Origin of the sequence: Streptomyces shenzhenensis (assembly GCF_021462265.1) — a bacterium.
Classification (GTDB): domain Bacteria; phylum Actinomycetota; class Actinomycetes; order Streptomycetales; family Streptomycetaceae; genus Streptomyces; species Streptomyces shenzhenensis.
On sequence record NZ_JAJONF010000030.1, the window covers coordinates 63,289 to 82,236 of the forward strand.

Below are 18,948 nucleotides of genomic sequence, written 5' to 3' on the forward strand. Positions count from 1 at the left end.
GAGCCGCCCGGCGAGGCGAGGCGAGGCGAGGCGAGGCGAGGCGAGGCAGAGAGAGGAAGAGGAAGGGGCGCCACTGCGAGTGCCCTCCTGACCGGCATGGGCGGTACGACGGCGCGACGGCCGTGCCGTTGGCGTGCGCCTGGGGGTGATCGCCTTGCTCCGATGCGCCGGCCACCAGGCGGTGCGCCCGCGCGCCGAACGCCGGACTCCGGCGGACACTGGGGAAGAGAGTCGGCGGCCTTCGGCGGACGGGGCGCGGTATGGCGGACGTGATGCGGGCGTGGTCGGTTCAGCGGCCCGGACCGGTCGAGGCGGATCCGCTGCGGCTGGTCGAGCGGCCGGTGCCGGTGCCCGGCGCGGACGAACTGCTGGTCCGGGTGCGGGCCTGCGGGGTGTGCCGCACCGATCTGCATGTGACCGAGGGTGACCTGCCGGTGCGGCGACCCGGGGTGACGCCGGGGCACGAGGTGGTCGGCGTGGTCGCCGGACTGGGCCCCGGGGTGGCGGACTTCACGGTCGGCGACCGGGTCGGGGTGGCCTGGCTGCGGCATACGGACGGGGAGTGCGCGTACTGCCTGCGGGGCGCCGAGAACCTGTGCCCGCGTTCGGAGTACACCGGCTGGGACGCCGACGGTGGTTACGCCGAGTACACGACAGTACCGGCCGCTTTCGCCTACCGGCTGCCCGGCGCCCTCGCCGACGTCGCGCTCGCGCCGCTGCTGTGCGCCGGGATCATCGGCTATCGCGCGCTGCGCCGGGCGTCGCTCCCGCCGGGCGGGCGGCTCGGGTTGTACGGCTTCGGGGGCAGTGCCCACCTGTGCGCGCAGGTGGCGCTCGCCCAGGGCGCGCGCGTGCATGTGCTCACCCGGGGTGCCGAGGCGCGGCGGCTGGCCGTGGAGCTGGGCGCGGCCTCGGCGCGGGACGCCTACGAGGCGCCGCCGGAGCCGCTGGACAGCGCGATCCTGTTCGCGCCGGTCGGCGACCTGGTGCCGGTCGCATTGCGCGCCCTGGACCGGGGCGGGGTGCTGGCGGTCGCGGGCATCCACCTCAGCGACGTACCGCCGCTGAACTACGAGCGCGAGCTCTTCTATGAGCGGGAGTTGCGCAGTGTCACCTCCAACACCCGCGCCGACGGGCGGGAGTTCCTCGCCCTCGCCGAGCGGCACGGCGTGCACGCGACCACCCACACCTACCCGCTGTCCCAGGCCCCGCAGGCGCTGCGGGACCTGAAGGCCGGGCGCTTCGACGGGGCCGCGGTGCTGGTGAACGACCTTTCCTGAGCCCCGGCGGCCGGCCCGGGCACGTGAGCGGGCGACCGGCGCGCGATCCGGGAACGCAACCCTTTCCACCCCGAACACGAGGTTTGCGCAACTACGCCACGCAACCGCCCCTTTCGCGCCGTACCCGTAGATCACGAAGGCTGTTTGGCTTGTCGGTGCGCACCACCACCCCGCACACCACCGACCTTCCCGGTCACCGTTGTTCACCTCTTAGCTGGAGGGAATGTGTCCACACCGGACAGCGTCATCGGTTCCGCCGTCGACGAGCCCGAGCCGGATCCCACCACCGACGGACAGCTCACCAGCCTGAGCACCCGGGCGGCACGCCAGCTCGCCACCACCACCAAGTCCGAACCGCAGATGCAGGCCATCACCTCCCGATGGCTGCTGAAGACACTGCCGTGGGTGGACGTCAAGGGCGGCGCCTACCGGGTCAACCGGCGCCTCCAACTGCGCACCGGGCGGGGCCGGGTGAGCTTCGAGCAGAACGGCGGGGACGACATCCGGGTCATCCCGCAAACCCTCACCGAACTGCCGATCCTGCGCGGTTACGACGACCTGGACGCGCTGACCCGGCTCGCCGACCGGTTCCTGCCCCGCGAGGTCCGCGCCGGGCAGGTGCTGTTCGAGGCGGGGCAGCCGGTCACCGAGACCTACCTGGTGGTGCACGGCCGGTTCACCCGGTACGCGGCCGGCAAGTACGGCGAGGAGGAGGTCGTCGGGGTCGTCACCGACGGCGACCAGATGGGCGACGAGGCGCTCGGCCAGACCGATCCGCTCTGGCTCACCTCGGTCCGGGCCGAGACGGCCGGTGTGGTCCTCGCGCTGCCCTGGGCGGTCGCCGAGGAGATCATGGACCGGGTGCCGTCGCTCGGTGCCCATCTGCAGGCCTATGTCGACCGGCAGCGGCTGCCGATGAACCGCAAGGGCGAGGCCGAGGTGCCGGTGCAGGCCGGCCACACCGGCGAGCCGACCCTCCAGGGCGGCTTCGTGGACTACGAACTCGCACCGCGCGAGTACGAGTTGTCGCTCACCCAGACCGTGCTGCGGGTGCACTCCCGGGTCGCCGACCTCTACAACCACCCGATGGACCAGACCCAGCAGCAGCTGCGCCTCACGGTCGAGGAGATCCGCGAGCGCCAGGAATGGGAGATGGTGAACAACCGGGAGTTCGGGCTCCTGCACAACGTCGACTACGGGCAGCGGATCAGCTCCTTCACCGGTCCGCCGACCCCGGACGACATGGACGAGCTGATCTCAATGCGCCGCAAGACGAAGGTGATCCTGGCGCACCCCAAGGCGATCGCGGCCTTCTTCCGGCAGTGCAACCGGCGCGGGCTCGTGCCCCCTTCCACCCAGGTCGACGGGCACGAGATCCCGGCCTGGCGCGGCGTCCCGATCTACCCGTGCAGCAAGATCCCGATCAGCGACGACCACACCAGCAGCATCATCGCGCTGCGCACCGGCGAGGCCGACCAGGGGGTCATCGGCCTCCACCAGACCGGTATCCCCGAGGAGTTCCAGCCCGGCCTGAACGTCCGCTTCATGGGCGTCAACGAGCAGGCCGTCATCAGCTACCTGGTCACCGCCTACTACTCGCTCGCCATCCTGGTCCCCGACGCGGCCGGGATCCTGGAGAACGTCCAGCTCGGCCGCACCGCCGACTGACGGCCTGGAGCACATCCATGAGCACAGCCAGCACCTCCTCCCACGCCCTGCCAGGGCCGCCGAACATCGCGGAGCGGCTGCGTCCGGCCCGACGCACCGGGGCGGTCCCCGCACTGCACTACCGGCCTGCCGTGCCCGCCGACCCGGAGAAGGCGGCCGAGCTCGACCGCCGGCTGGAGGCCTGGGCCCGCGAGCTGGACCTGTTCCCCGCGGCCTGGAAGGGGGACTTCTCCGGCTTCCAGTTCGGCCGGGCCGTGGTCCTGCAGCATCCGGGCGGCCTGGACCTCGACCGGCTCACCGTCGCCGGCAAGCTGCTGCTGGCCGAGAACATCGTGGACTCCTGCTACTGCGAGGAGGACGAGGGGCGCGGCGGATCCCGGCGGGGCCTCGGCGGCCCGCTGATCATCGCCCAGTCGGCGCTCGACCCCTACCACGGCATCCCGGAGCTGGAGGAGGAGTGGCGCGAGGGCATCCGGGCCGACGGTCCGCTGCGGTCGTACCACTTCGCCCTCACGGACTTCGCGAGCTTCGCCACGCCGAGCCAGACCGACCGGTTCGTGCACGACATCGCCCGGCTGCACCTCGGGTACCTGGCCGAGGCCGCGTGGATGGAGACCGGGTACCTGCCGCGGGTCTGGGAGTACCTGGTGATGCGGCAGTTCAACAACTTCCGGCCGTGTCTGTCGATCGTCGACGCGGTGGACGGCTACGAACTGCCCGAACAGCTCTACGCCCGCCCGGAGATCCAGCGGATCACGGCCCTGGCCTGCAACGCCACCACGATCGTCAACGACCTGTACTCCTTCACCAAAGAGCTGGCGAGCGACCCGGACCACCTGAACCTGCCCCAGGTGGTGGCCGCCAACGACCGGCGCGGGCTGAAGGCGGCCTATCTGAAGTCGGTCGGCATCCACAACCGGATCATGGACGCCTTCGAGGAGGAGTCGGCCGCGCTGGCCGCCACCTCGCCACTGATCGCGCGCTACGCCGAGGGGCTGGCCGCCTGGGTCTCCGGCAACCACGAGTGGCACGCCACCAACACCAACCGCTACCACCTGCCCGACTACTGGTAGCCACCGAGCCAATCCGAGACAACGTCAGACACACTTCGAGGAGAACCTGTTGACCACCGCCCCTGTCACTCGGAAGACCACCACGTCAGCCCCGGTGCCGACCCAGTCCAGGTACCAGAACAGCGTCGCGGAGTACTGGAACGCCGAGGAGAACCCGGTCAACCTCGAACTCGGAAAGATCGACGGCCTGTACCACCACCACTACGGTATCGGCGAGGCCGACTGGTCGGTGCTCGACGAGACGGACCCGGCGCTGCGCAGGGAGCGGGTCACCGCTGAGCTGCACCGCCTGGAGCACGCCCAGGCCGAGCTGCTCGCCTCCCACCTCGGCGCCCTCACACCGGCCGACCGGGTCTTCGACGCGGGTTGCGGCCGCGGCGGCGGCAGCATCGTGGCGAACCTGCGCTACGGCTGCCACGCCGACGGGGTGACCATCTCCGCCAAGCAGGCCGACTTCGCCAACGAGACGGCCCGCCGGCGGGAGGTCGGCGACAAGGTCCGCTACCACCACCGGAACATGCTGGACACGGGCTTCGAGACGGGCGCCTACGCGGCCTCGTGGAACAACGAGTCCACGATGTACGTCGAGCTGGAGCTGCTGTTCGCCGAGCACGCCCGGCTGCTGCGCCGCGGCGGCCGCTATGTGACGATCACCGGCTGCTACAACAACACCTACGGGCAGGCGTCCCGCGAGGTGTCCCTGATCAACGCGCACTACATCTGCGACATCCACCCGAGGTCGGAGTACTTCCGGGCGATGGCCGCCAACCGGCTGGTGCCGGTGCATGTGGAGGACCTCACCGAGGCGACGATCCCGTACTGGGAACTGCGCAAGCAGGCCGACCACCTGGTGACGGGGATCGAGGACGCGTTTCTCACCGCGTACAAGAACGGCAGCTTCCAGTACCTGCTGATCGTGGCCGACCGGGTCTGATCCGGGCGGAGCGGGGCGAGGGGCGGTGTCCGGGCCGGGTGCACCGCCTCTCGTCCGGGTGCGGGTCACTCACCCGCGTGGGCCTTCTTCAGTGCGGCGATGTCCAGCTTGCCCATGGAGTACATGGCCTGCGTGGTGCGCGTGGCCTTCTCCGGGTCGGCGTCGCCGATCATCTCGATCAGCCCGTCCGGGATGACCTGCCAGGACACGCCGTACCTGTCCTTGAGCCAGCCGCAGGGTCCGGGCTCGCCGCCGTTCTCGGTGAGCTTGTTCCAGTAGTGGTCGACCTCCTCCTGGCCGTCGCAGTGGATCTGGAAGGAGATCGCCTCGCTGAACCTGAACTGGGGGCCGCCGTTGATGGCGACGAACTTCTGCCCGTTGGCCGTGAAGTCGACGGCGAGCACGGAACCCGCCTCCCCCGGCCCGGCCTCGTTGTACCGGCCGACGCGCCCGATGCCGGAGTTCTTGAAGATCGACACGTAGTAACGGGCGGCCTCCTCGGCCTGTCCGTCGAACCAGAGACACGTGGTGAAACCCTCGGTGGCCATGGGCACCTCCTGGAAGCGGGGAACGCGGTCATGTGTACCGACCGGTGCTCGGCAGGAAACTCATCGGTCGGAGTTCGACGGGGGCGGGCACGTCGCGGCGGGCCCGCGAAAAGCGCTGGCCCTGCGGGCGGGGCGTCGGCATCCTGCCTGCGTGGACGCACGGGAATTCAGGGTGGACGACCCGAAGCTGCGGGACATCTTCGATCAGGACGCCGAACGGTACGAGCGGGCCCGGCCCCGCTACCCCGCCTCGCTCATCGAGGAGCTGGTGCAGGTCACGGGGGCCGGGCCCGGTGTCCGGGTGCTGGAGATCGCCCCGGGCACCGGCAAGCTCACCGTGGATCTGGCGGGATCCGGCTGTTCGATCACCGCCGTGGAGATCGGCCCGGGCATGGCCGCCGTGGCCCGCCGGCGACTCGCGGCGTACCCCGGGGTGGACGTGGTGGTCGCGGCCTTCGAAGAGTGGCGGCTGCCGCCGGAGCCGTTCGACGCGGTGGTGTGCGCGACCGCCTTCCACTGGCTCGACCCGGCCCTCCGGACGCCGAAGGCGGCGCGGGCGCTGCGCCCCGGCGGGCTGCTGGGTGTGGTAGCCACCCACCATGTGGCGGGCGGCACCGAGGACTTCTTCGCCGAGGTCCAGGAGTGCTACGAGCGCTGGGATCCGGCCACGCCGCCGGGGCTGCGACAGACCCGCGAGTCGGAGCTCGCGACCGACACCAGCGAGTTCACCGGCTCCCCGCACTTCACCGACGTCGCCGTGCACGGGCACGGGCAGGAGATCACCTACACCACCGACCAGTACCTCGACGTGCTGCTCACCTACTCCAACCACCGTGCGCTCCCGGCGACCGCCCGGAGCGGGCTGCTCGCCTGTGTCCGGGAACTGATCGACTCCCGGTACGACGGTGTCGTCACCAAACGGTACTGGCACGAGCTGATCACGGCCGTGCGCGTCGGAGCGTAGCCGCCTCCTGAACGGGCCCCACCGGCTCTTTTCCGCCACGTCGGGAAACGGGACGCATGCGTCGCGTCACCCCGGGTACCCGGGCTCCGAGGCACGCATGACACGTCCGGTTCGGGGTACCCGGGCCCGGGCGATACCTGGACAGGGCCGGGGCGATCCCGGCCGAAGAGGCAGCGCCTAACGTGAGTGACCTGGGAGAGGACATGAACACCGCCGGGATCCGGTCGGAAGCAGTGAAAACCGCTCACCCCGTCGAAGCGCGGACGCCGGAGGGGGCACTGCCGGGAATCGAGGATCCGAGGACCGTCGCCCCGCGTGACGCACGTGAGTTGTCCCGTCAGTTCTTCCAGCGGCTCGGTGAGCTGGAGGAAGGCACAGCCGAGTACCAGTACGCCCGGAACACGCTCATCGAGATGAACATGTCGCTGGTGCGGTTCGCGGCCGGACGGTTCCGCAACCGGGGCGACGACATGGAGGACATCGTCCAGACCGGGATGATCGGGCTGATCAAGGCCATCGACCGGTTCGAGCTGTCGCGCGAGGTCGAGTTCACCTCCTTCGCGCTGCCGTACATCGTGGGCGAGATCAAGCGGTTCTTCCGTGACACCACGTGGGCGGTGCACGTACCGCGCCGCCTCCAGGAGCTGCGCGTGGAGCTGGCCAAGGCGCGCGAGGAGCTCTCCAGCCGCCTGGACCGGGACCCGACGGTGGCCGAACTCGCCACGCTCATGAACCTGTCCGAGGAGGAGGTGGTCGAGGGCCAGCTGGCCTCCAACGGCTACAACTCCTCCTCCCTGGACGCCGCGCTGACCGGGGAGGGCCCGGAGGACGGCGAGGCGGTGCTGGCCGACTTCATCGGGGTCGAGGAGGAGGGGCTGCGGCTCGTGGAGGACTTCCAGTCGCTGGCCCCGCTCATGGCCGAGCTGAGCGAACGCGACCGGGAGATCATCCATCTCCGGTTCGTGGAGGAGGCCACCCAGGCGGAGATCGGCGAGCGGCTCGGCTGCTCCCAGATGCATGTCTCCCGCCTGATCAAGCGGATCATCACACGGCTGCGTCAGGGGATGCTGGGCGAGCTCGGCTGCGCCTGACGACAGGATCACGGGCGCTGCCCCGCACCGGCGCGTGGGGCGGCGCCCGTGGTGTCCCACCGCCTCGCCGGGGAATTCACAGGGGGGCGGCTCACCGGGGGAAGCGCACCAGGGCGCGCACCCGCTTGCCGACCGGCACCCGTTCGGCGCTCACCTCGGCGGCCAGGGCGTGGACTATCTCCAGTCCGTGCCGGCCGATCCGCTGGGGGTCCTTGGGGAAGCGCCGGGGCAGGGCGACACTGCTGTCGTACACGGAGACCAGGACCGCGCTGTCCGTGCCCTCCAGTTCGAGGATGTACGGGCCGTTGCTGTGCCGGTCCGCGTTGGTGACCAGCTCGCTCACCACGAGGAGAAGCTCGCCGTCGGCCCGCGGGTCGATCGCGGCACACCACTCCGTCCTGAGCTGCTCCAGGAAGCGGGCCGCGAAATCCCGTGCCTCGGCGATGCAGCCGGGCTCGCCGGTGTAGTGGGCCGCTCGTCGCAGCGGCTCCACGGGTACGTCGAAGCCAGTCGGTATCACTGCCCCGCCCAGGTGTTCGATCATGCGTTTCTCTCCAGGAGGCCGGCCCCGGCCGGTCGGGTTGCATCCATGCTCGTACCCCGAGTGCGGTCCGGCAGTCCCCAGGAGTGTTCGCCGACCGCGCACACAAACGTCGCGCCGGTCACATCGCCGGCGAGCCGGCGGACGGCCCGCCCGGCGGGCGGGGTGTGCGGGTGTTGCCTAGCGTGACAGCGTGCGCCCCAAAATCGCCTTCGCGCGGCCGGTGGCCGCGCCGGCCGGCCGGTCGTCGGCCCGGCACGGCTGGCCGGCGGCCCTGGCCGTGGTGCTGGCCACGTCGGTCGCCATGCTCGTGGTGGCCGCCGCGGGGCTGTGGGCGGCGGGCGCGGCGGACCTGCCGAAGGGCGCGTTCCGGCCGGTGCTCCTGGCGACCGTGGTGACGGCGGTCGGCGGCACCGTCGAGTTGTCGGGGAACGCCGGGGAACTGGCCCGGACGAACGCCGGGCTGACGGTCGTACCGCTGTCGGTGACGCTGGTGGGGGCGCTGGTGGCGGCCGGCGGCTTCCTGCGGCCGCTGCGGCACCGGGCGGTGGCCGGCGCCGGGGAGCTGGCCGGGTGGGCGGCCCGGATCGCGGTGCTGTGGCTGCTCGCGTCGACCGGCCTCGCGTCCGGGGCCCGGCACACTTTCGCGGTGGACGTCGGCAGCGGCGTGCTCAGTGATCTCGCCGGCGCGCTCGACGCGGCACCGCGGGTCGGCTTCACCACGGACGTGCCGGGGACGGCCGGGGTCGGGCTGCTGTGGCTGGCGGGCATGCTGCTGCTGGCGCTGCTGGTGTCGCGCGGGGCGCCGCTGCCGGGGCGCCTGCTGCGCTTCCAGGCCTCGGTGCGCCCGGCGGCCTACGCGATGGTCGCCCTGATGCCGGCGTACGTCGCGCTCGCCCTGGTGATCGCCCTGGTCACGATGGTGACCCGCGGGCATGCCCGGGAGACCCTCGCGGTGATCCTGCTCGGGCTGCCCAACCTGGCCTGGCTGGCTCTCACGCTCGGGCTCGGCGCCACCTGGAAGGGCAGGGGAGACGGCCCGTTCGGGCTGCCGGTGCCGAAGGTGCTCACCGAGGTGCTGGGCAGCCGACAGCACCACCAGCATGACCATGTTGCGCAGCCACACGCCCTCCGAGTGCCGGAAGAAGGGGTCGGCGGTGAGGGTGCCGGGCACGATCCGGTGCAGTTCGACGGTGCCGGCCATGGCGCCGAGCCCCCACCGCGAGGGCACCAGCCAGGCGACCTGTTCGAGGCCCGGGACGCGGTTCAGTTTCAGCAGGGCCCCGCAGAAGACGACCTGGACGACCGTGAGCAGCACCAGCAGCGGCATCGTCACCTCCTCCTTGCGGACCAGCGCGGAGATCAGCAGGCCGAGCATCATCTGACGAAGGGCAGCCCGGTCATGATGGCGAGGAAGGTGCGGTCGGCGGCGAGCGCGGCCGTGTAGCGGCGCACCAGGGTCGAGAACTGCGCGCCCCAGCCGCGGGGCCGGGGCGGCGGGGCCGCGGCCATCGGCCCGGAGCGCGGCACCGTCGGCTGCGCGCTGGCGTTCACGATGTACTTCCGGTGGAACGAGGAGGCGCGGTACTCCTCCGCCCAGTCCCGGCCGGTGTTCCGCTCGAACGCCTCGAAGGCCTCGGGCCACTCGTCGAACCCGAAGAAGCCGAGGGCGGCGCCGGGAGGCGCGAAATAGGCCGTCCGGCCGCCCGGTGCGAGGACCAGGAGCCGGTCGCACCCGTCGAGGCTGAGGACGCTGTGGGTGACGACGATGACGGTACGGCCGTCGTCGGCGAGTCCGCGCAGCATGGTCATCACCGTGCGGTCCATCCCGGGGTCGAGTCCCGAGGTCGGCTCGTCGAGGAAGAGCAGGGACGGTTTGGTCAGCAGCTCCAGGGCGACGCTGACCCGCTTGCGCTGCCCGCCGGAGAGGCTGTGCACGGGCTGCTCGGCGCGCTGTTCGAGGCCCAGTCCCCGGATGACCTCGTCGACCCGCCGCCGGCGCTCGGCCTTCGCGGTGTCCTCGGGGAAGCGCAGTTCGGCCGCGTAGGTGAGGGCGCTGCGGACGGTCAGCTGGACGTGCAGGATGTCGTCCTGCGGTACGAGGCCGATGCGCTGACGCAGTTCGGCGTAGTCGCGGTAGAGGTCGCGGCCGTCGTAGAGGACGGTGCCGTGTTCGGCGGGGCGCTGGCCGGTGAGGGCGTTGAGCAGGGTGGACTTGCCGGCGCCGCTCGGTCCGACCACGGCGAGCAGGGACTTCTCGCCCACCGGGAAGGAGACGTGGTCGAGCAGGATCTTGTGGCCGTGGTCGACGGCGACGGTGAGGCCCTGGACGTCGAGGGAGACCTCGCCGGTGTCGACGTACTCCTGGAGCCGGCCGTCGACCAGGCAGAACGCGAAGTGGCCGATGCCGACGACGTCCCGCGGGCCGAGCAGGGCGTGGGTGACGGCGCGGCCGTTGAGGTAGGTGCCGTTGTGACTGTCGAGGTCGACGATCTCGTGGCTGCCGTCGGGGCGGACGCGCAGTTCGGCGTGGTGGCGGGAGACGATCAGGTCGTCGACGACGACGTCGTTGTCGGCGGCACGGCCGATGCGGACCGTGCGGGCCGGGAGCCGCCGTACCGAGGAGGGCTGCCGGAAGGTGCCGGTGCGGCTGGGCATCGAGACGACGGAAGGCCCGTCCGCGGCGCGCGGCGGGCGGCCGCTCAGGACGGCGGACGGCCCGTCGGCGGGGCTGCCGAAGCGGATCACCGTGCCCGGTCCGACCTCCCACTCCCGGATGCGGCGGCCGTCGGCGTAGGTGCCGTTGGTGCTCTGCTCGTCCTCCAGCGTCCAGTGGTCCTCGACGGGCCGCAGCACCGCGTGGTGCCACGAGACCCGGGCATCGTCGATGACGATGTCGCTCAACGGGTCCCGCCCGACGTGGTAGTCACGGCCCGGGCTCATCACGGTGGATCCCGTGTCGGTCTCCAGGACGAGTTCGGGCGCGGTCGAGGCGACCGGCCACTCCACCATGACCAGAATTCTACCGATCCGACCTGTTGTATGCCTGGTCAGTGCCGTCCGGGCGGCGGCTGTCGCGGATCAGGCGACGGGGACGACGAGGGCCGGGATGGTGCGCTGCATCCGGAGGGCGTCGACGGACTCGGCGAGCAGTTCGTACTCGGTGGTGTCGTCCTGGACCGCGATCCGCACCAGCCGCCCGCCGGCCAGCTCGTCGGCGACCAGTTCCTGTCGGGTCACGTCGGCACACCAGGCGCGGAGCAGTCCGGGTACGTCGGAGACGGATCCCGCGACCGGGACGAGCGCCCCCTGCGGGAATCTGGGGTTCTCGGGTAAGGGGTCGAGCCGTTCCGCGATCCAGGAGGCCCGGTCCCGTAACCACCACAGCGCCAGTGCCAGGGTCGGCGCGCGGTAGGTGCCGAGCGGGACGCCGATGCGTTGCCCGCCGCACGTGCCGTAGGCCGTGACATGGCACAGGAATTCGTCGTGCACGATCACTCCCCCGTAGCTCGCCGGTGTGCCGTCGCGGCCGGGTTTCCGTGCGGCTCCTGTGCGGTGAAGTGCTCCTTGCATTCGAGTATGTTCACTTTCGAAACACTGTCACCACATCTTTCCGGCCAGTCTCCTGGCATATTCCCGTTGCCGTTTGGCCGAAATGCGCGAGCTGTACCGGCCGGCCTTCATTACCCGAGGGGTAATCGACCCGTCGCACGGAGCGGGGCATGGTTGTCCAGGCGGGTCGCCGCGAGCCGCGATCCACCGCCTGACCAGCAACGACAACCTCAATGGAGGCTGATTCACCATGTCCGTGAACACCGACCGTCACCAGACCGCCGCCGTCCGCTACTTCGAGGCATGGAACGCCACCGAGCCCGAGGCGCTCGCCAAGGCGGTCGCCGAGGCCTGGGCCCCGGAGGGCAGCTACACCGACCCGCTCGCCGATGTCACCGGACACGCGCAGATCACGGCCGTGATCGCGGCGGCGCACGAGCAGTTCCCCGGTTTCGTGTTCCGTCCGCTCGGGGCCGTCGACGGCCACCACGACACGGCCCGCTTCGGCTGGGAGCTGGTGAACGAGGCGGACGGTTCGGCTCCGGTGGCCGGTTTTGACGTGGTCACGCTCAGTGAGGAGGGGCGGATCCTCCGGGTACTGGGCTTCCTGGACCGGGTTCCGGCCGGGGCGTGAACCGCCGCACGCGACGAGTCCGCGCGCTCGCGGTGGCCTCTCCCCGACGGGAGGGACCACCGCGAGCGGCGGACCGGCATCCGGTCACCGGTTGGTGATCGCGTCGATCCGGGCCAGTTCCTCCGCGTCGAAGTCGAGGTTCCGGATGGCGCCGACGCAGTCCTCGACCTGCTGCGGGCTGCTCGCGCCGATCAGCGCCGAGGTCACCCGGCCGCCGCGCAGCACCCAGGACAGGGCGAGCTGGGCCAGGGTCTGGCCGCGTTCCTTGGCGACCCCGTCGAGGTCGCGCAACTGGGCGACCAGGTCCTCGGTGACCGCGTCGGAGTTCAGGAACGGGCTGTCGCTCGCGGCCCGCGACCCCTCCGGGATGCCGTCGAGGTAGCGGCCGGTGAGCAGACCCTGCTCCAGCGGGGAGAAGACGATGGAACCGACCTGGAGTTCGTCGAGGGCGTCCAGGAGGCCCCCCGTCTCCGGGCGCCGGTCCAGCATCGAGTAGCGCGGCTGGTGGATGAGGAGCGGGGTGCCCAGCCCGCCCAGGATCCGGGCGGCCTCGCGGGTCTGCTCGGCCGAGTAGTTGGAGATGCCGACGTAGAGCGCCTTGCCCTGCTGGACCGCCGAATGCAGGGCGCCCATCGTCTCCTCCAGAGGAGTCTGCGGGTCCGGGCGGTGCGAGTAGAAGATGTCGACGTAGTCCAGGCCCATCCGGGTCAGGGACTGGTCCAGCGAGGACAGCACGTACTTGCGCGAACCCCACTCGCCGTACGGGCCGGGCCACATCAGGTAGCCCGCCTTGGTGGAGATGACCAGCTCGTCGCGGTAGCCCGCGAAGTCCGCTTTGAGGGCCTCCCCGAACGCGGACTCGGCGGCGCCGGGCGGCGGGCCGTAGTTGTTCGCCAGGTCGAAGTGGGTGACGCCGAGGTCGAAGGCGCGGCGCAGGATGGCGCGCTGGGTCGTCACGGGCCGGTCGGGCCCGAAGTTGTGCCACAGGCCGAGCGACAGCGCGGGAAGCTTCAGGCCGCTGCGGCCGCTGCGGCGGTAGGGCATGTCGGCGTAGCGGTCGGGGTGTGCGGTGTACAACGCGGCTCCAGAGGGGTTGGCACAGGATCTACCGGCTCCACTCTTTCCCGAGCCGCGGGCAGTGGTCCAACAGGAGAATGCGATGGAATTGTGCCGCTACCCTTCTCAATCATGGAACTGCGCCACCTCCAGCATTTCGTCGCGGTCGCCGAGGACCAGCACTTCACCCGGGCCGCCGAACGGCTGATGGTGTCCCAGTCCGGTCTGTCGGCGTCGATCCGGGCCCTGGAGCGGGAGCTGCGGGCGCCGCTGTTCGTGCGGACGACCCGCAGGGTGACGCTGACCGAGGCGGGCCGGGCGCTGCTCGGTGAGGCGGAGCGGATCCTCGCCCAGGTGCGTTCCGCGCACGAGGCGGTGGCCGCCGTGCAGGGCGTGCTGCGCGGGACACTCGCCCTGGGCACCGAGCAGTGCATCGCCGGGGTGCGCGTGGCGGGGCTGCTCGCCGCGTTCCGGCGCCGGCACCCCGATGTGGAGATCCGGCTGCGGCAGGCCGGTTCGGGCGCGCTCGCCGAGGAGGTGGCGGCGGGCCGTCTGGACCTGGCCTTCGCCTACCGCACCCAGGACGACACCGACCAGTTGCGCTCGGTGTCCCTCACCGGCGAGCCGATGACCGTGCTGTGCCATCCCAGCCACCGGCTGGCGACGGGCGGCGCGGCCGTGACCCCGCAGGACCTCGGCGGCGAGGTGTTCGTCGACTTCCACCCCGACTGGGGCCCGCGCCGCACGACCGACGCGGCCTTCGCCTCGGCGGGCGTGCGGCGGACGGTCGCGCTGGAGGTCAACGACGTGCACAGCCTCCTCGACCTGGTCGACGAGAACCTCGGCGTCGCCGTCGTCCCCCGCCACTTCCGTCACAAGCGGCCCGCGCTGGCCGCGCTCACGCTCAAGGACACCGACGAGACCGCGTACGAGACGGTCGCCCTGCTGCCGCCCGAGACGGCCACCAGCCCGGCGGCCCGGGCACTGATCACCCTCCTCGAAACAGAGGGCCTGGTCACACCCCCGGACGGGCCCTGCCCCTCCTGACCCCGTCCTTCTGCCGGACCGGCCTCGTGAACGACCACGAAACGGCGGGAGTACGGAACCGTGACCACCCGGCGCGGACGGGCGTGCCGCCCCGGTCCGGGGGCGCACTCCGGTGGTTCGGCCTCGCCCCGGTCTTCTGCTTGCACCCGTTCGGCGCCTGCGCCGAGGGCGCGTCCGTGGTGATCGATCCGACGGCGTGTCCGCCCGCGTCCGCCGTCCCGACCGCGGCGCCGCCGGTCCGCTCTGCCGGCCCTCGCCGCGCAGGACTTCGCGGGCGAGCCGCCGGCCTCGGTGCGCCTGCCGGGCCGGGCGCCGCTCGGGTTTCAGGGAAGTTGGATTCCGGACGCATGACGACCGCCGATGAGCGATCGTGGTCGTATGCATGCAAGGGACATCCTCATCGACGGCTTCGGCCGCATCCAGGAAGAAGTCCACGCCGCCCTCGACGGCCTCGACCCCGACCTGCTGAACAGGCGCCCGGCGCCCGACGCCAACTCCATCACCTGGCTGGTCTGGCACCTCACCCGGATCCAGGACGACCACGTCGCCGGCGCCTTCGACCTCGACCAGGTGTGGCTGACCCAGGGCTGGGAGAAGCGTTTCGGCCTCGACCTGCCGCCCCGTGACCACGGGTACGGCCATACGCCCGCCGACGTCGCCAAGGTCACGGTGGACTCCGCCGGGCTGCTGACCGGCTACTACGACGCGGTGCACGAGCAGACCCTGGGGGTGCTGCGCGAGCTTCCCGCGAAGGACCTCGAACGGATCGTGGACACCCGCTTCGATCCGCCGGTCACGCTGGGCGTACGGCTGGTGAGCGTCCTGTCCGACGACCTTCAGCACGTCGGGCAGGCCGCCTACCTGCGGGGGCTGGTTCAGAGCGCGGAGGCGTAGCCCGGCAGCACCACGTCCTCGATGAGGGCCCTGCGCTCGTCGAACGGGATGAACGCGCTCTTCAGGGCGTTCACCGTGACCGTGCGCAGGTCCTCGACGGTCCAGCCCGCCTCGGCCACGAGGAGGGACATCTCCCGGGTCATCGTCGTCCCCGAGACCAGCCGGTTGTCGGTGTTGAGGGTGATCCGGAACCCCAGCTCCCGCAGCGCGGTGATCGGGTGCTCGGCGATCGAGGTGGCGCAGCCGGTCTGGAGGTTGGAGGTGGGGCACATCTCCAGGGCGATCCGGCGGTCGCGCACCCAGCTCGCGAGGCGGCCGAGCTTGCCGTCCACGATGTCCTCGGTGATGCGGACGCCGTGCCCGATGCGCTGGGCTCCGCACGCCTGGACCGCCTGGTGGATGCTGGGCAGGCCGAACGCCTCACCGGCGTGGATGGTGAACGGCACGCTCTCGCCGCGCAGCAGCTCGAAGGCTTCGAGGTGGTCGGCGGCCGGGAAGCCGTCCTCGGCGCCGGCGATGTCGAAGCCGACGACCCCGGCGTCCCGGTAGGCGACGGCCAGCTCGGCGGCCTCGCGGACCCGGTCGAACATCCGCATGCCGCAGAGCAGGGTGCCGACGCGGACGGGCGTGCCGGCGGCGGCGGCCTTCGCCATACCGGCGGCGAGCCCCTCCTGCACGCTCTCCACGACCTCGCGCGGCATGAGGCCGCCCTGCACGTTCAGCTCGGGCGCGTAGCGCACCTCGCCGTACACCACCCCGTCGGCGGCCAGGTCGAGGACGTACTCCTCGGCGACACGCCGCAGCCCCTCCTTGGTCTGCATCACCGCGAGGGTGTGCTCGAAGGTGGCTATGTAGCGGACCAGGTCGCCGGAGCCGGCGGCCTCGACATACCAGGCGGCCAGCTCGTCCGGGTCGCTGGTGGGCAGGGTGTGACCGATCTCGGCCGCGAGTTCGACGAGGGTGGCGGGGCGCAGGCCGCCGTCGAGGTGGTCGTGCAGGACGGCCTTGGGGAGGCGTCGGATCACGTCTGCGTCTACGCGCGTAGCGTTCATGGTGGAGCTGTCCTCGGCAGGTGGTTCGGAGCGGTCGGGTCAGGCGGCGGGCTGGAGCAGGTCCCAGCGGTTTCCGTAGAGATCCTGGAAGACGGCGACACTGCCGTACGGCTCGTGGCGCGGCTCCTCCAGGAAGGTCACACCGGCGGCGGTCATCCGGGCGTGCTCGCGGGCGAAGTCGTCGGTGTACAGGAAGAACCCCACGCGGCCGCCCGTCTGGTCGCCGACCCGGGCGCGCTGGTCCTCGTCCTTGGCGCGGGCGAGCAGCAGCCCGGTGCCGTGTCCTTCCGAGCCGGGCTCCACGACGACCCAGCGGGAGCCGTCGGGCCGCGGCGCGTCCTCGGTGAGCCGGAACCCGAGGGCCTCGGTGTAGAAGCGGATCGCCTCGTCGTAGTCGGCGACGACAAGGGTGACCAGGGCGACGCGTCGCATGGGGGCCTTTCGGTGGGGCGGTTAGCGGGAGAGGTTATACGTAAAACGCAGGGGATGCCAATCCCTTCTTCGTGCAGTCCCTTCTTCATGAAGGCGCCTCCTGGCAGGCGTCCGCCGCAGCGCCCCGTCAGGGGGTGCTGCGGCAAGCCGTGCCGCCGCCCGGCCGCGACCGGCCTCGACGCGCCCGCTCCTGCCCGGCGCCCGGAACTACCGCTCCGCTTCCCCCTGCGCGACCTCCACCCGATGATGAAAGTCGATCATCCCGGTCGCGGCGGCGGCACACGACAACCCGGCGCACGCCACCAACAGCGCCGCGGCCCACCCCCCGGCCCGCCGCCGCCCACGCTCCACCGCCAGCAGCGCCTGCACCCGCCGCGGCACCGGCCCGGACGCCGCGCCCGACACGAACGCCGGCCGCTCGGCGGCCCCGCCCTGTCCCGCCAGCGCCGCCCGGGCGATGGCACGGGCCGTCAGCCGCCGGTCGCCCACCGCGCTCGCCGCGGCCTCGTCGGCGGCCCGCTCCACGGCCAGCCGGACGACGTCCCGGACCCGCCGCAGCGCCGGGTGGCAGTGCGCCGCGAGCTCTGCCGCGGCGAGGAAGAAGTGGTGGCCGCCCCTGTTGTGCGCCCGTTCGTGCGCGAACAGCGCCTCCCGCTCGGCCGCGTCGAGGCTGCGCAGCATTCCGGTGGTGACGACGATCCGGTGCGGGCGGCCGGGCAGCGCGTACGCGTCCGGGCTCGGCGAGTCGACGACGCACAGGTCGCCCGCGGCCGGCCCCCGCCCCGCCTGGGTGCGGGCCGCGCGGAAGGCGCGCGTCTGCCGGAGCACCGACCGCGCGAGGGACCAGCCGCACACCGCGAGAGCGCCGATCGAGAGGGCCGCGAGCGGCAGCACGAAACCGTCGGAGGCGGTGTGCAGGGGCCGGACCAGCTCACCGAGCGCGGCGAAGAACGGCAGCGTGAGCAGCCCGGTGAGGAAGAACGCGCCGAGCGCGGCCAGGGAACAGCCCGCGAGGGTGACGGCCGAGACGGTGACCGCCCAGAGCGCGGCGACGGGCGCCAGCCGGTCGAGGGCCCGCCGGGCGAGGGCCGGCAGGGCGAACGGCAGCAGCAGGGGCAGGATCAGCAGCGCGGTCATGACGTACTCGGTTGCTCACCGGATTCGAGCAAGGTCCTCAGAACGCGCTCGTCGTCGGGGCTGAGCTGGGCGACGAACCGGGCGAGCACGGTCTCCCGGTCGTTGTCCCGGTCCAGTTCGGTGTGCATCCGCTTCGCGGTCAGGCCCTGTGCGTCCTGGACGGGGACGTAGGCGTAGCCGCGCCCCTGGCGGTGCCGTTCGACCACGCCCTTGTCGTGCAGCCGGGTCAGGATCGTGGTCACCGTCGTGCGGGCCAGGTCCGTGCCGAGGCTCCGCTGCACCTGTCCGGGAGTCTGGGGCGCACCGGCGGCCCAGAGAGCCGCCATGACGCTCGCCTCCAGTTCGCCGGCGGGCCGGCGTTCGTCCTTCCCGTCGGCCATGGAAGGTTCCTCACTCTTCTTCGTCCTCGGTCCGCAGACCGTCTACGGCAGTGTAGTCAGCGCGGTGGCGGCCGCCAGCCGTGCGCCCATTATGCGAGGGGCCCGCGTCGCCGGCCGGGGAGCCTCCCACTGGGCGCGGGGCCGGAGACCTAGGACGCGGGCCCGAGGCGCGGCACGGGTCCGGCCGGTAGGTTCGCGGCCATGAAGATCACCAATCCGGCCCGCTCCCCCGGGCGGCGCAAGCACGACGTGCTCTCCCGCCTGGAACAGGAGACGGACATCTGGGTGGCCACGGCGGACGGCGCAGGGCTGCCGTGTCTCGTTCCGCTCTGGTTCGTCTGGCACGCGGACGCGGTGTGGCTGTCCACCCGGATCACCAGTGCGACCGGCCGCAATCTGCGCGACGGCGGCCGGGCCCGGCTCGCGTTCGGCGACACGGGGGACGTCGTGCTGCTCGACGGGGAGGTGACCGTCTTCTCCCCGGCGGACGTGCCGGAGCCGGCGGCCGAGGCGCTGCGGGCGAAGACCGGCTGGGACCCGCGCGGGGACAGCCCGTCGTACGCCTTCTTCCGGATCCGGCCGCACGCCGTGCAGGCCTGGCACGGGGAGCACGAACTGCGCGGCCGGCATGTGATGCGGGACGGGGTGTGGGCGGCCTGAGCCGG

At 71.9% G+C, this 18,948-nt stretch carries 18 protein-coding genes and 2 pseudogenes; 11 read left to right on the plus strand and 9 right to left on the minus strand.

Features of this window, described 5'->3' with window-relative positions; translation table 11 throughout:
- Positions 1-272 precede the first annotated feature (272 nt).
- The 4 genes from LQ326_RS31345 (at position 273) to LQ326_RS31360 (ending at position 4,955) form a co-directional block, all read left to right on the plus strand.
- Positions 273-1,280, plus strand: coding sequence for a zinc-binding alcohol dehydrogenase family protein (locus LQ326_RS31345; RefSeq protein ID WP_234542471.1), 1,008 nt, complete (start codon positions 273-275; stop codon positions 1,278-1,280).
- Positions 1,281-1,505: 225 nt separating this feature from the next.
- A complete protein-coding gene (locus LQ326_RS31350; RefSeq protein ID WP_234542420.1) occupies positions 1,506-2,948 on the plus strand; it encodes a family 2B encapsulin nanocompartment shell protein in 1,443 nt (480 codons plus the stop codon).
- 17 nt (positions 2,949-2,965) lie between these two features.
- Entirely contained in the window at positions 2,966-4,021 is a 1,056-nt protein-coding gene (locus tag LQ326_RS31355) for a family 2 encapsulin nanocompartment cargo protein terpene cyclase (RefSeq protein ID WP_234542421.1), read from the plus strand.
- A gap of 49 nt (positions 4,022-4,070) precedes the next feature.
- Complete coding sequence (locus LQ326_RS31360) at positions 4,071-4,955, plus strand: geranyl diphosphate 2-C-methyltransferase (RefSeq protein WP_234542422.1); 885 nt, start codon at positions 4,071-4,073, stop codon at positions 4,953-4,955.
- A gap of 65 nt (positions 4,956-5,020) precedes the next feature.
- On the opposite strand, the gene LQ326_RS31365 is transcribed toward LQ326_RS31360, so the two are convergent.
- The gene (locus LQ326_RS31365; RefSeq protein WP_234542423.1) at positions 5,021-5,503 is read right to left on the minus strand and encodes a VOC family protein; all 483 of its coding nucleotides are present in this window, start codon (positions 5,501-5,503) and stop codon (positions 5,021-5,023) included.
- Between the two features lie 151 nt (positions 5,504-5,654).
- Between LQ326_RS31365 and LQ326_RS31370 the strand changes: the two genes are divergently transcribed.
- Both LQ326_RS31370 and LQ326_RS31375 read left to right on the plus strand, forming a co-directional pair.
- Positions 5,655-6,467, plus strand: coding sequence for a class I SAM-dependent methyltransferase (locus LQ326_RS31370; protein ID WP_234542424.1), 813 nt, complete (start codon positions 5,655-5,657; stop codon positions 6,465-6,467).
- A 203-nt stretch (positions 6,468-6,670) separates the two neighbouring features.
- Complete coding sequence (locus LQ326_RS31375; RefSeq protein ID WP_234542472.1) at positions 6,671-7,558, plus strand: RNA polymerase sigma factor SigF; 888 nt, start codon at positions 6,671-6,673, stop codon at positions 7,556-7,558.
- A 91-nt stretch (positions 7,559-7,649) separates the two neighbouring features.
- On the opposite strand, the gene LQ326_RS31380 is transcribed toward LQ326_RS31375, so the two are convergent.
- A complete protein-coding gene (locus tag LQ326_RS31380; RefSeq protein ID WP_234542425.1) occupies positions 7,650-8,102 on the minus strand; it encodes an ATP-binding protein in 453 nt (150 codons plus the stop codon).
- Between the two features lie 301 nt (positions 8,103-8,403).
- Here LQ326_RS31380 and LQ326_RS48840 point away from each other — a divergent pair.
- Positions 8,404-9,180: pseudogene (locus tag LQ326_RS48840) on the plus strand (streptophobe family protein); the annotation flags it as partial.
- 6 nt (positions 9,181-9,186) lie between these two features.
- Here the strand turns inward: LQ326_RS48840 and LQ326_RS31390 are convergent.
- Positions 9,187-11,111 (minus strand): annotated as a pseudogene (locus LQ326_RS31390) (FHA domain-containing protein); the annotation flags it as partial.
- Between the two features lie 69 nt (positions 11,112-11,180).
- Positions 11,181-11,591, minus strand: coding sequence for a hypothetical protein (locus tag LQ326_RS31395; RefSeq protein WP_234542428.1), 411 nt, complete (start codon positions 11,589-11,591; stop codon positions 11,181-11,183).
- Between the two features lie 310 nt (positions 11,592-11,901).
- Here LQ326_RS31395 and LQ326_RS31400 point away from each other — a divergent pair, with 310 nt between their 5' ends.
- A complete protein-coding gene (locus LQ326_RS31400; RefSeq protein ID WP_234542429.1) occupies positions 11,902-12,285 on the plus strand; it encodes a nuclear transport factor 2 family protein in 384 nt (127 codons plus the stop codon).
- An 84-nt stretch (positions 12,286-12,369) separates the two neighbouring features.
- Here the strand turns inward: LQ326_RS31400 and mgrA are convergent, their stop codons facing one another.
- The gene (gene mgrA / locus LQ326_RS31405) at positions 12,370-13,362 is read right to left on the minus strand and encodes an L-glyceraldehyde 3-phosphate reductase (RefSeq protein ID WP_268207786.1); all 993 of its coding nucleotides are present in this window, start codon (positions 13,360-13,362) and stop codon (positions 12,370-12,372) included.
- Between the two features lie 111 nt (positions 13,363-13,473).
- On the opposite strand from mgrA, the gene LQ326_RS31410 reads away from it, so the two are divergent.
- Positions 13,474-14,388, plus strand: a complete 915-nt coding sequence (locus tag LQ326_RS31410) for a LysR family transcriptional regulator (protein ID WP_234542430.1) — start codon at positions 13,474-13,476, stop codon at positions 14,386-14,388.
- A 378-nt stretch (positions 14,389-14,766) separates the two neighbouring features.
- Positions 14,767-15,282: a mycothiol transferase gene (locus tag LQ326_RS31420; protein ID WP_234542431.1), complete on the plus strand. Its 516-nt coding sequence runs from the start codon at positions 14,767-14,769 to the stop codon at positions 15,280-15,282.
- On the opposite strand, the gene LQ326_RS31425 is transcribed toward LQ326_RS31420, so the two are convergent.
- The 4 genes from LQ326_RS31425 to LQ326_RS31440 all read right to left on the minus strand — a co-directional run bounded on the left by LQ326_RS31425 (position 15,264) and on the right by LQ326_RS31440 (position 18,283).
- Positions 15,264-16,334, minus strand: a complete 1,071-nt coding sequence (locus LQ326_RS31425; RefSeq protein ID WP_234542432.1) for an adenosine deaminase — start codon at positions 16,332-16,334, stop codon at positions 15,264-15,266. The genes LQ326_RS31420 and LQ326_RS31425 overlap by 19 nt on opposite strands.
- Before the next feature lie 39 nt (positions 16,335-16,373).
- Positions 16,374-16,766 carry a VOC family protein gene (locus tag LQ326_RS31430; RefSeq protein WP_234542433.1) on the minus strand — a complete coding sequence of 131 codons (393 nt, stop codon included), beginning with the start codon at positions 16,764-16,766 and terminating at the stop codon, positions 16,374-16,376.
- 207 nt (positions 16,767-16,973) lie between these two features.
- Entirely contained in the window at positions 16,974-17,903 is a 930-nt protein-coding gene (locus LQ326_RS31435; protein ID WP_234542434.1) for a M48 family metalloprotease, read from the minus strand.
- Positions 17,900-18,283, minus strand: a complete 384-nt coding sequence (locus LQ326_RS31440; protein WP_234542435.1) for a BlaI/MecI/CopY family transcriptional regulator — start codon at positions 18,281-18,283, stop codon at positions 17,900-17,902. The genes LQ326_RS31435 and LQ326_RS31440 overlap by 4 nt, the downstream gene beginning before the upstream one ends.
- A gap of 201 nt (positions 18,284-18,484) precedes the next feature.
- Here LQ326_RS31440 and LQ326_RS31445 point away from each other — a divergent pair, with 201 nt between their 5' ends.
- Positions 18,485-18,943: a pyridoxamine 5'-phosphate oxidase family protein gene (locus LQ326_RS31445; RefSeq protein WP_234542436.1), complete on the plus strand. Its 459-nt coding sequence runs from the start codon at positions 18,485-18,487 to the stop codon at positions 18,941-18,943.
- Positions 18,944-18,948: the final 5 nt, after the last annotated feature.

What these genes read in the sequence shown, in the direction of transcription:
- LQ326_RS31345 (WP_234542471.1), top strand. Translation starts at nt 273, where the DNA reads ATGCGGGCGTGGTCGGTTCAGCGGCCCGGACCGGTCGAGGCGGATCCG.
- LQ326_RS31355 (WP_234542421.1), top strand. Translation starts at nt 2,966, where the DNA reads ATGAGCACAGCCAGCACCTCCTCCCACGCCCTGCCAGGGCCGCCGAAC.
- LQ326_RS31365 (WP_234542423.1), bottom strand. Translation starts at nt 5,503, where the DNA reads ATGGCCACCGAGGGTTTCACCACGTGTCTCTGGTTCGACGGACAGGCC.
- LQ326_RS31375 (WP_234542472.1), top strand. Translation starts at nt 6,671, where the DNA reads ATGAACACCGCCGGGATCCGGTCGGAAGCAGTGAAAACCGCTCACCCC.
- LQ326_RS31380 (WP_234542425.1), bottom strand. Translation starts at nt 8,102, where the DNA reads ATGATCGAACACCTGGGCGGGGCAGTGATACCGACTGGCTTCGACGTA.
- LQ326_RS31400 (WP_234542429.1), top strand. Translation starts at nt 11,902, where the DNA reads ATGTCCGTGAACACCGACCGTCACCAGACCGCCGCCGTCCGCTACTTC.
- LQ326_RS31410 (WP_234542430.1), top strand. Translation starts at nt 13,474, where the DNA reads ATGGAACTGCGCCACCTCCAGCATTTCGTCGCGGTCGCCGAGGACCAG.
- LQ326_RS31420 (WP_234542431.1), top strand. Translation starts at nt 14,767, where the DNA reads ATGCATGCAAGGGACATCCTCATCGACGGCTTCGGCCGCATCCAGGAA.
- LQ326_RS31425 (WP_234542432.1), bottom strand. Translation starts at nt 16,334, where the DNA reads ATGAACGCTACGCGCGTAGACGCAGACGTGATCCGACGCCTCCCCAAG.
- LQ326_RS31430 (WP_234542433.1), bottom strand. Translation starts at nt 16,766, where the DNA reads ATGCGACGCGTCGCCCTGGTCACCCTTGTCGTCGCCGACTACGACGAG.
- LQ326_RS31435 (WP_234542434.1), bottom strand. Translation starts at nt 17,903, where the DNA reads ATGACCGCGCTGCTGATCCTGCCCCTGCTGCTGCCGTTCGCCCTGCCG.
- LQ326_RS31440 (WP_234542435.1), bottom strand. Translation starts at nt 18,283, where the DNA reads ATGGCCGACGGGAAGGACGAACGCCGGCCCGCCGGCGAACTGGAGGCG.
- LQ326_RS31445 (WP_234542436.1), top strand. Translation starts at nt 18,485, where the DNA reads ATGAAGATCACCAATCCGGCCCGCTCCCCCGGGCGGCGCAAGCACGAC.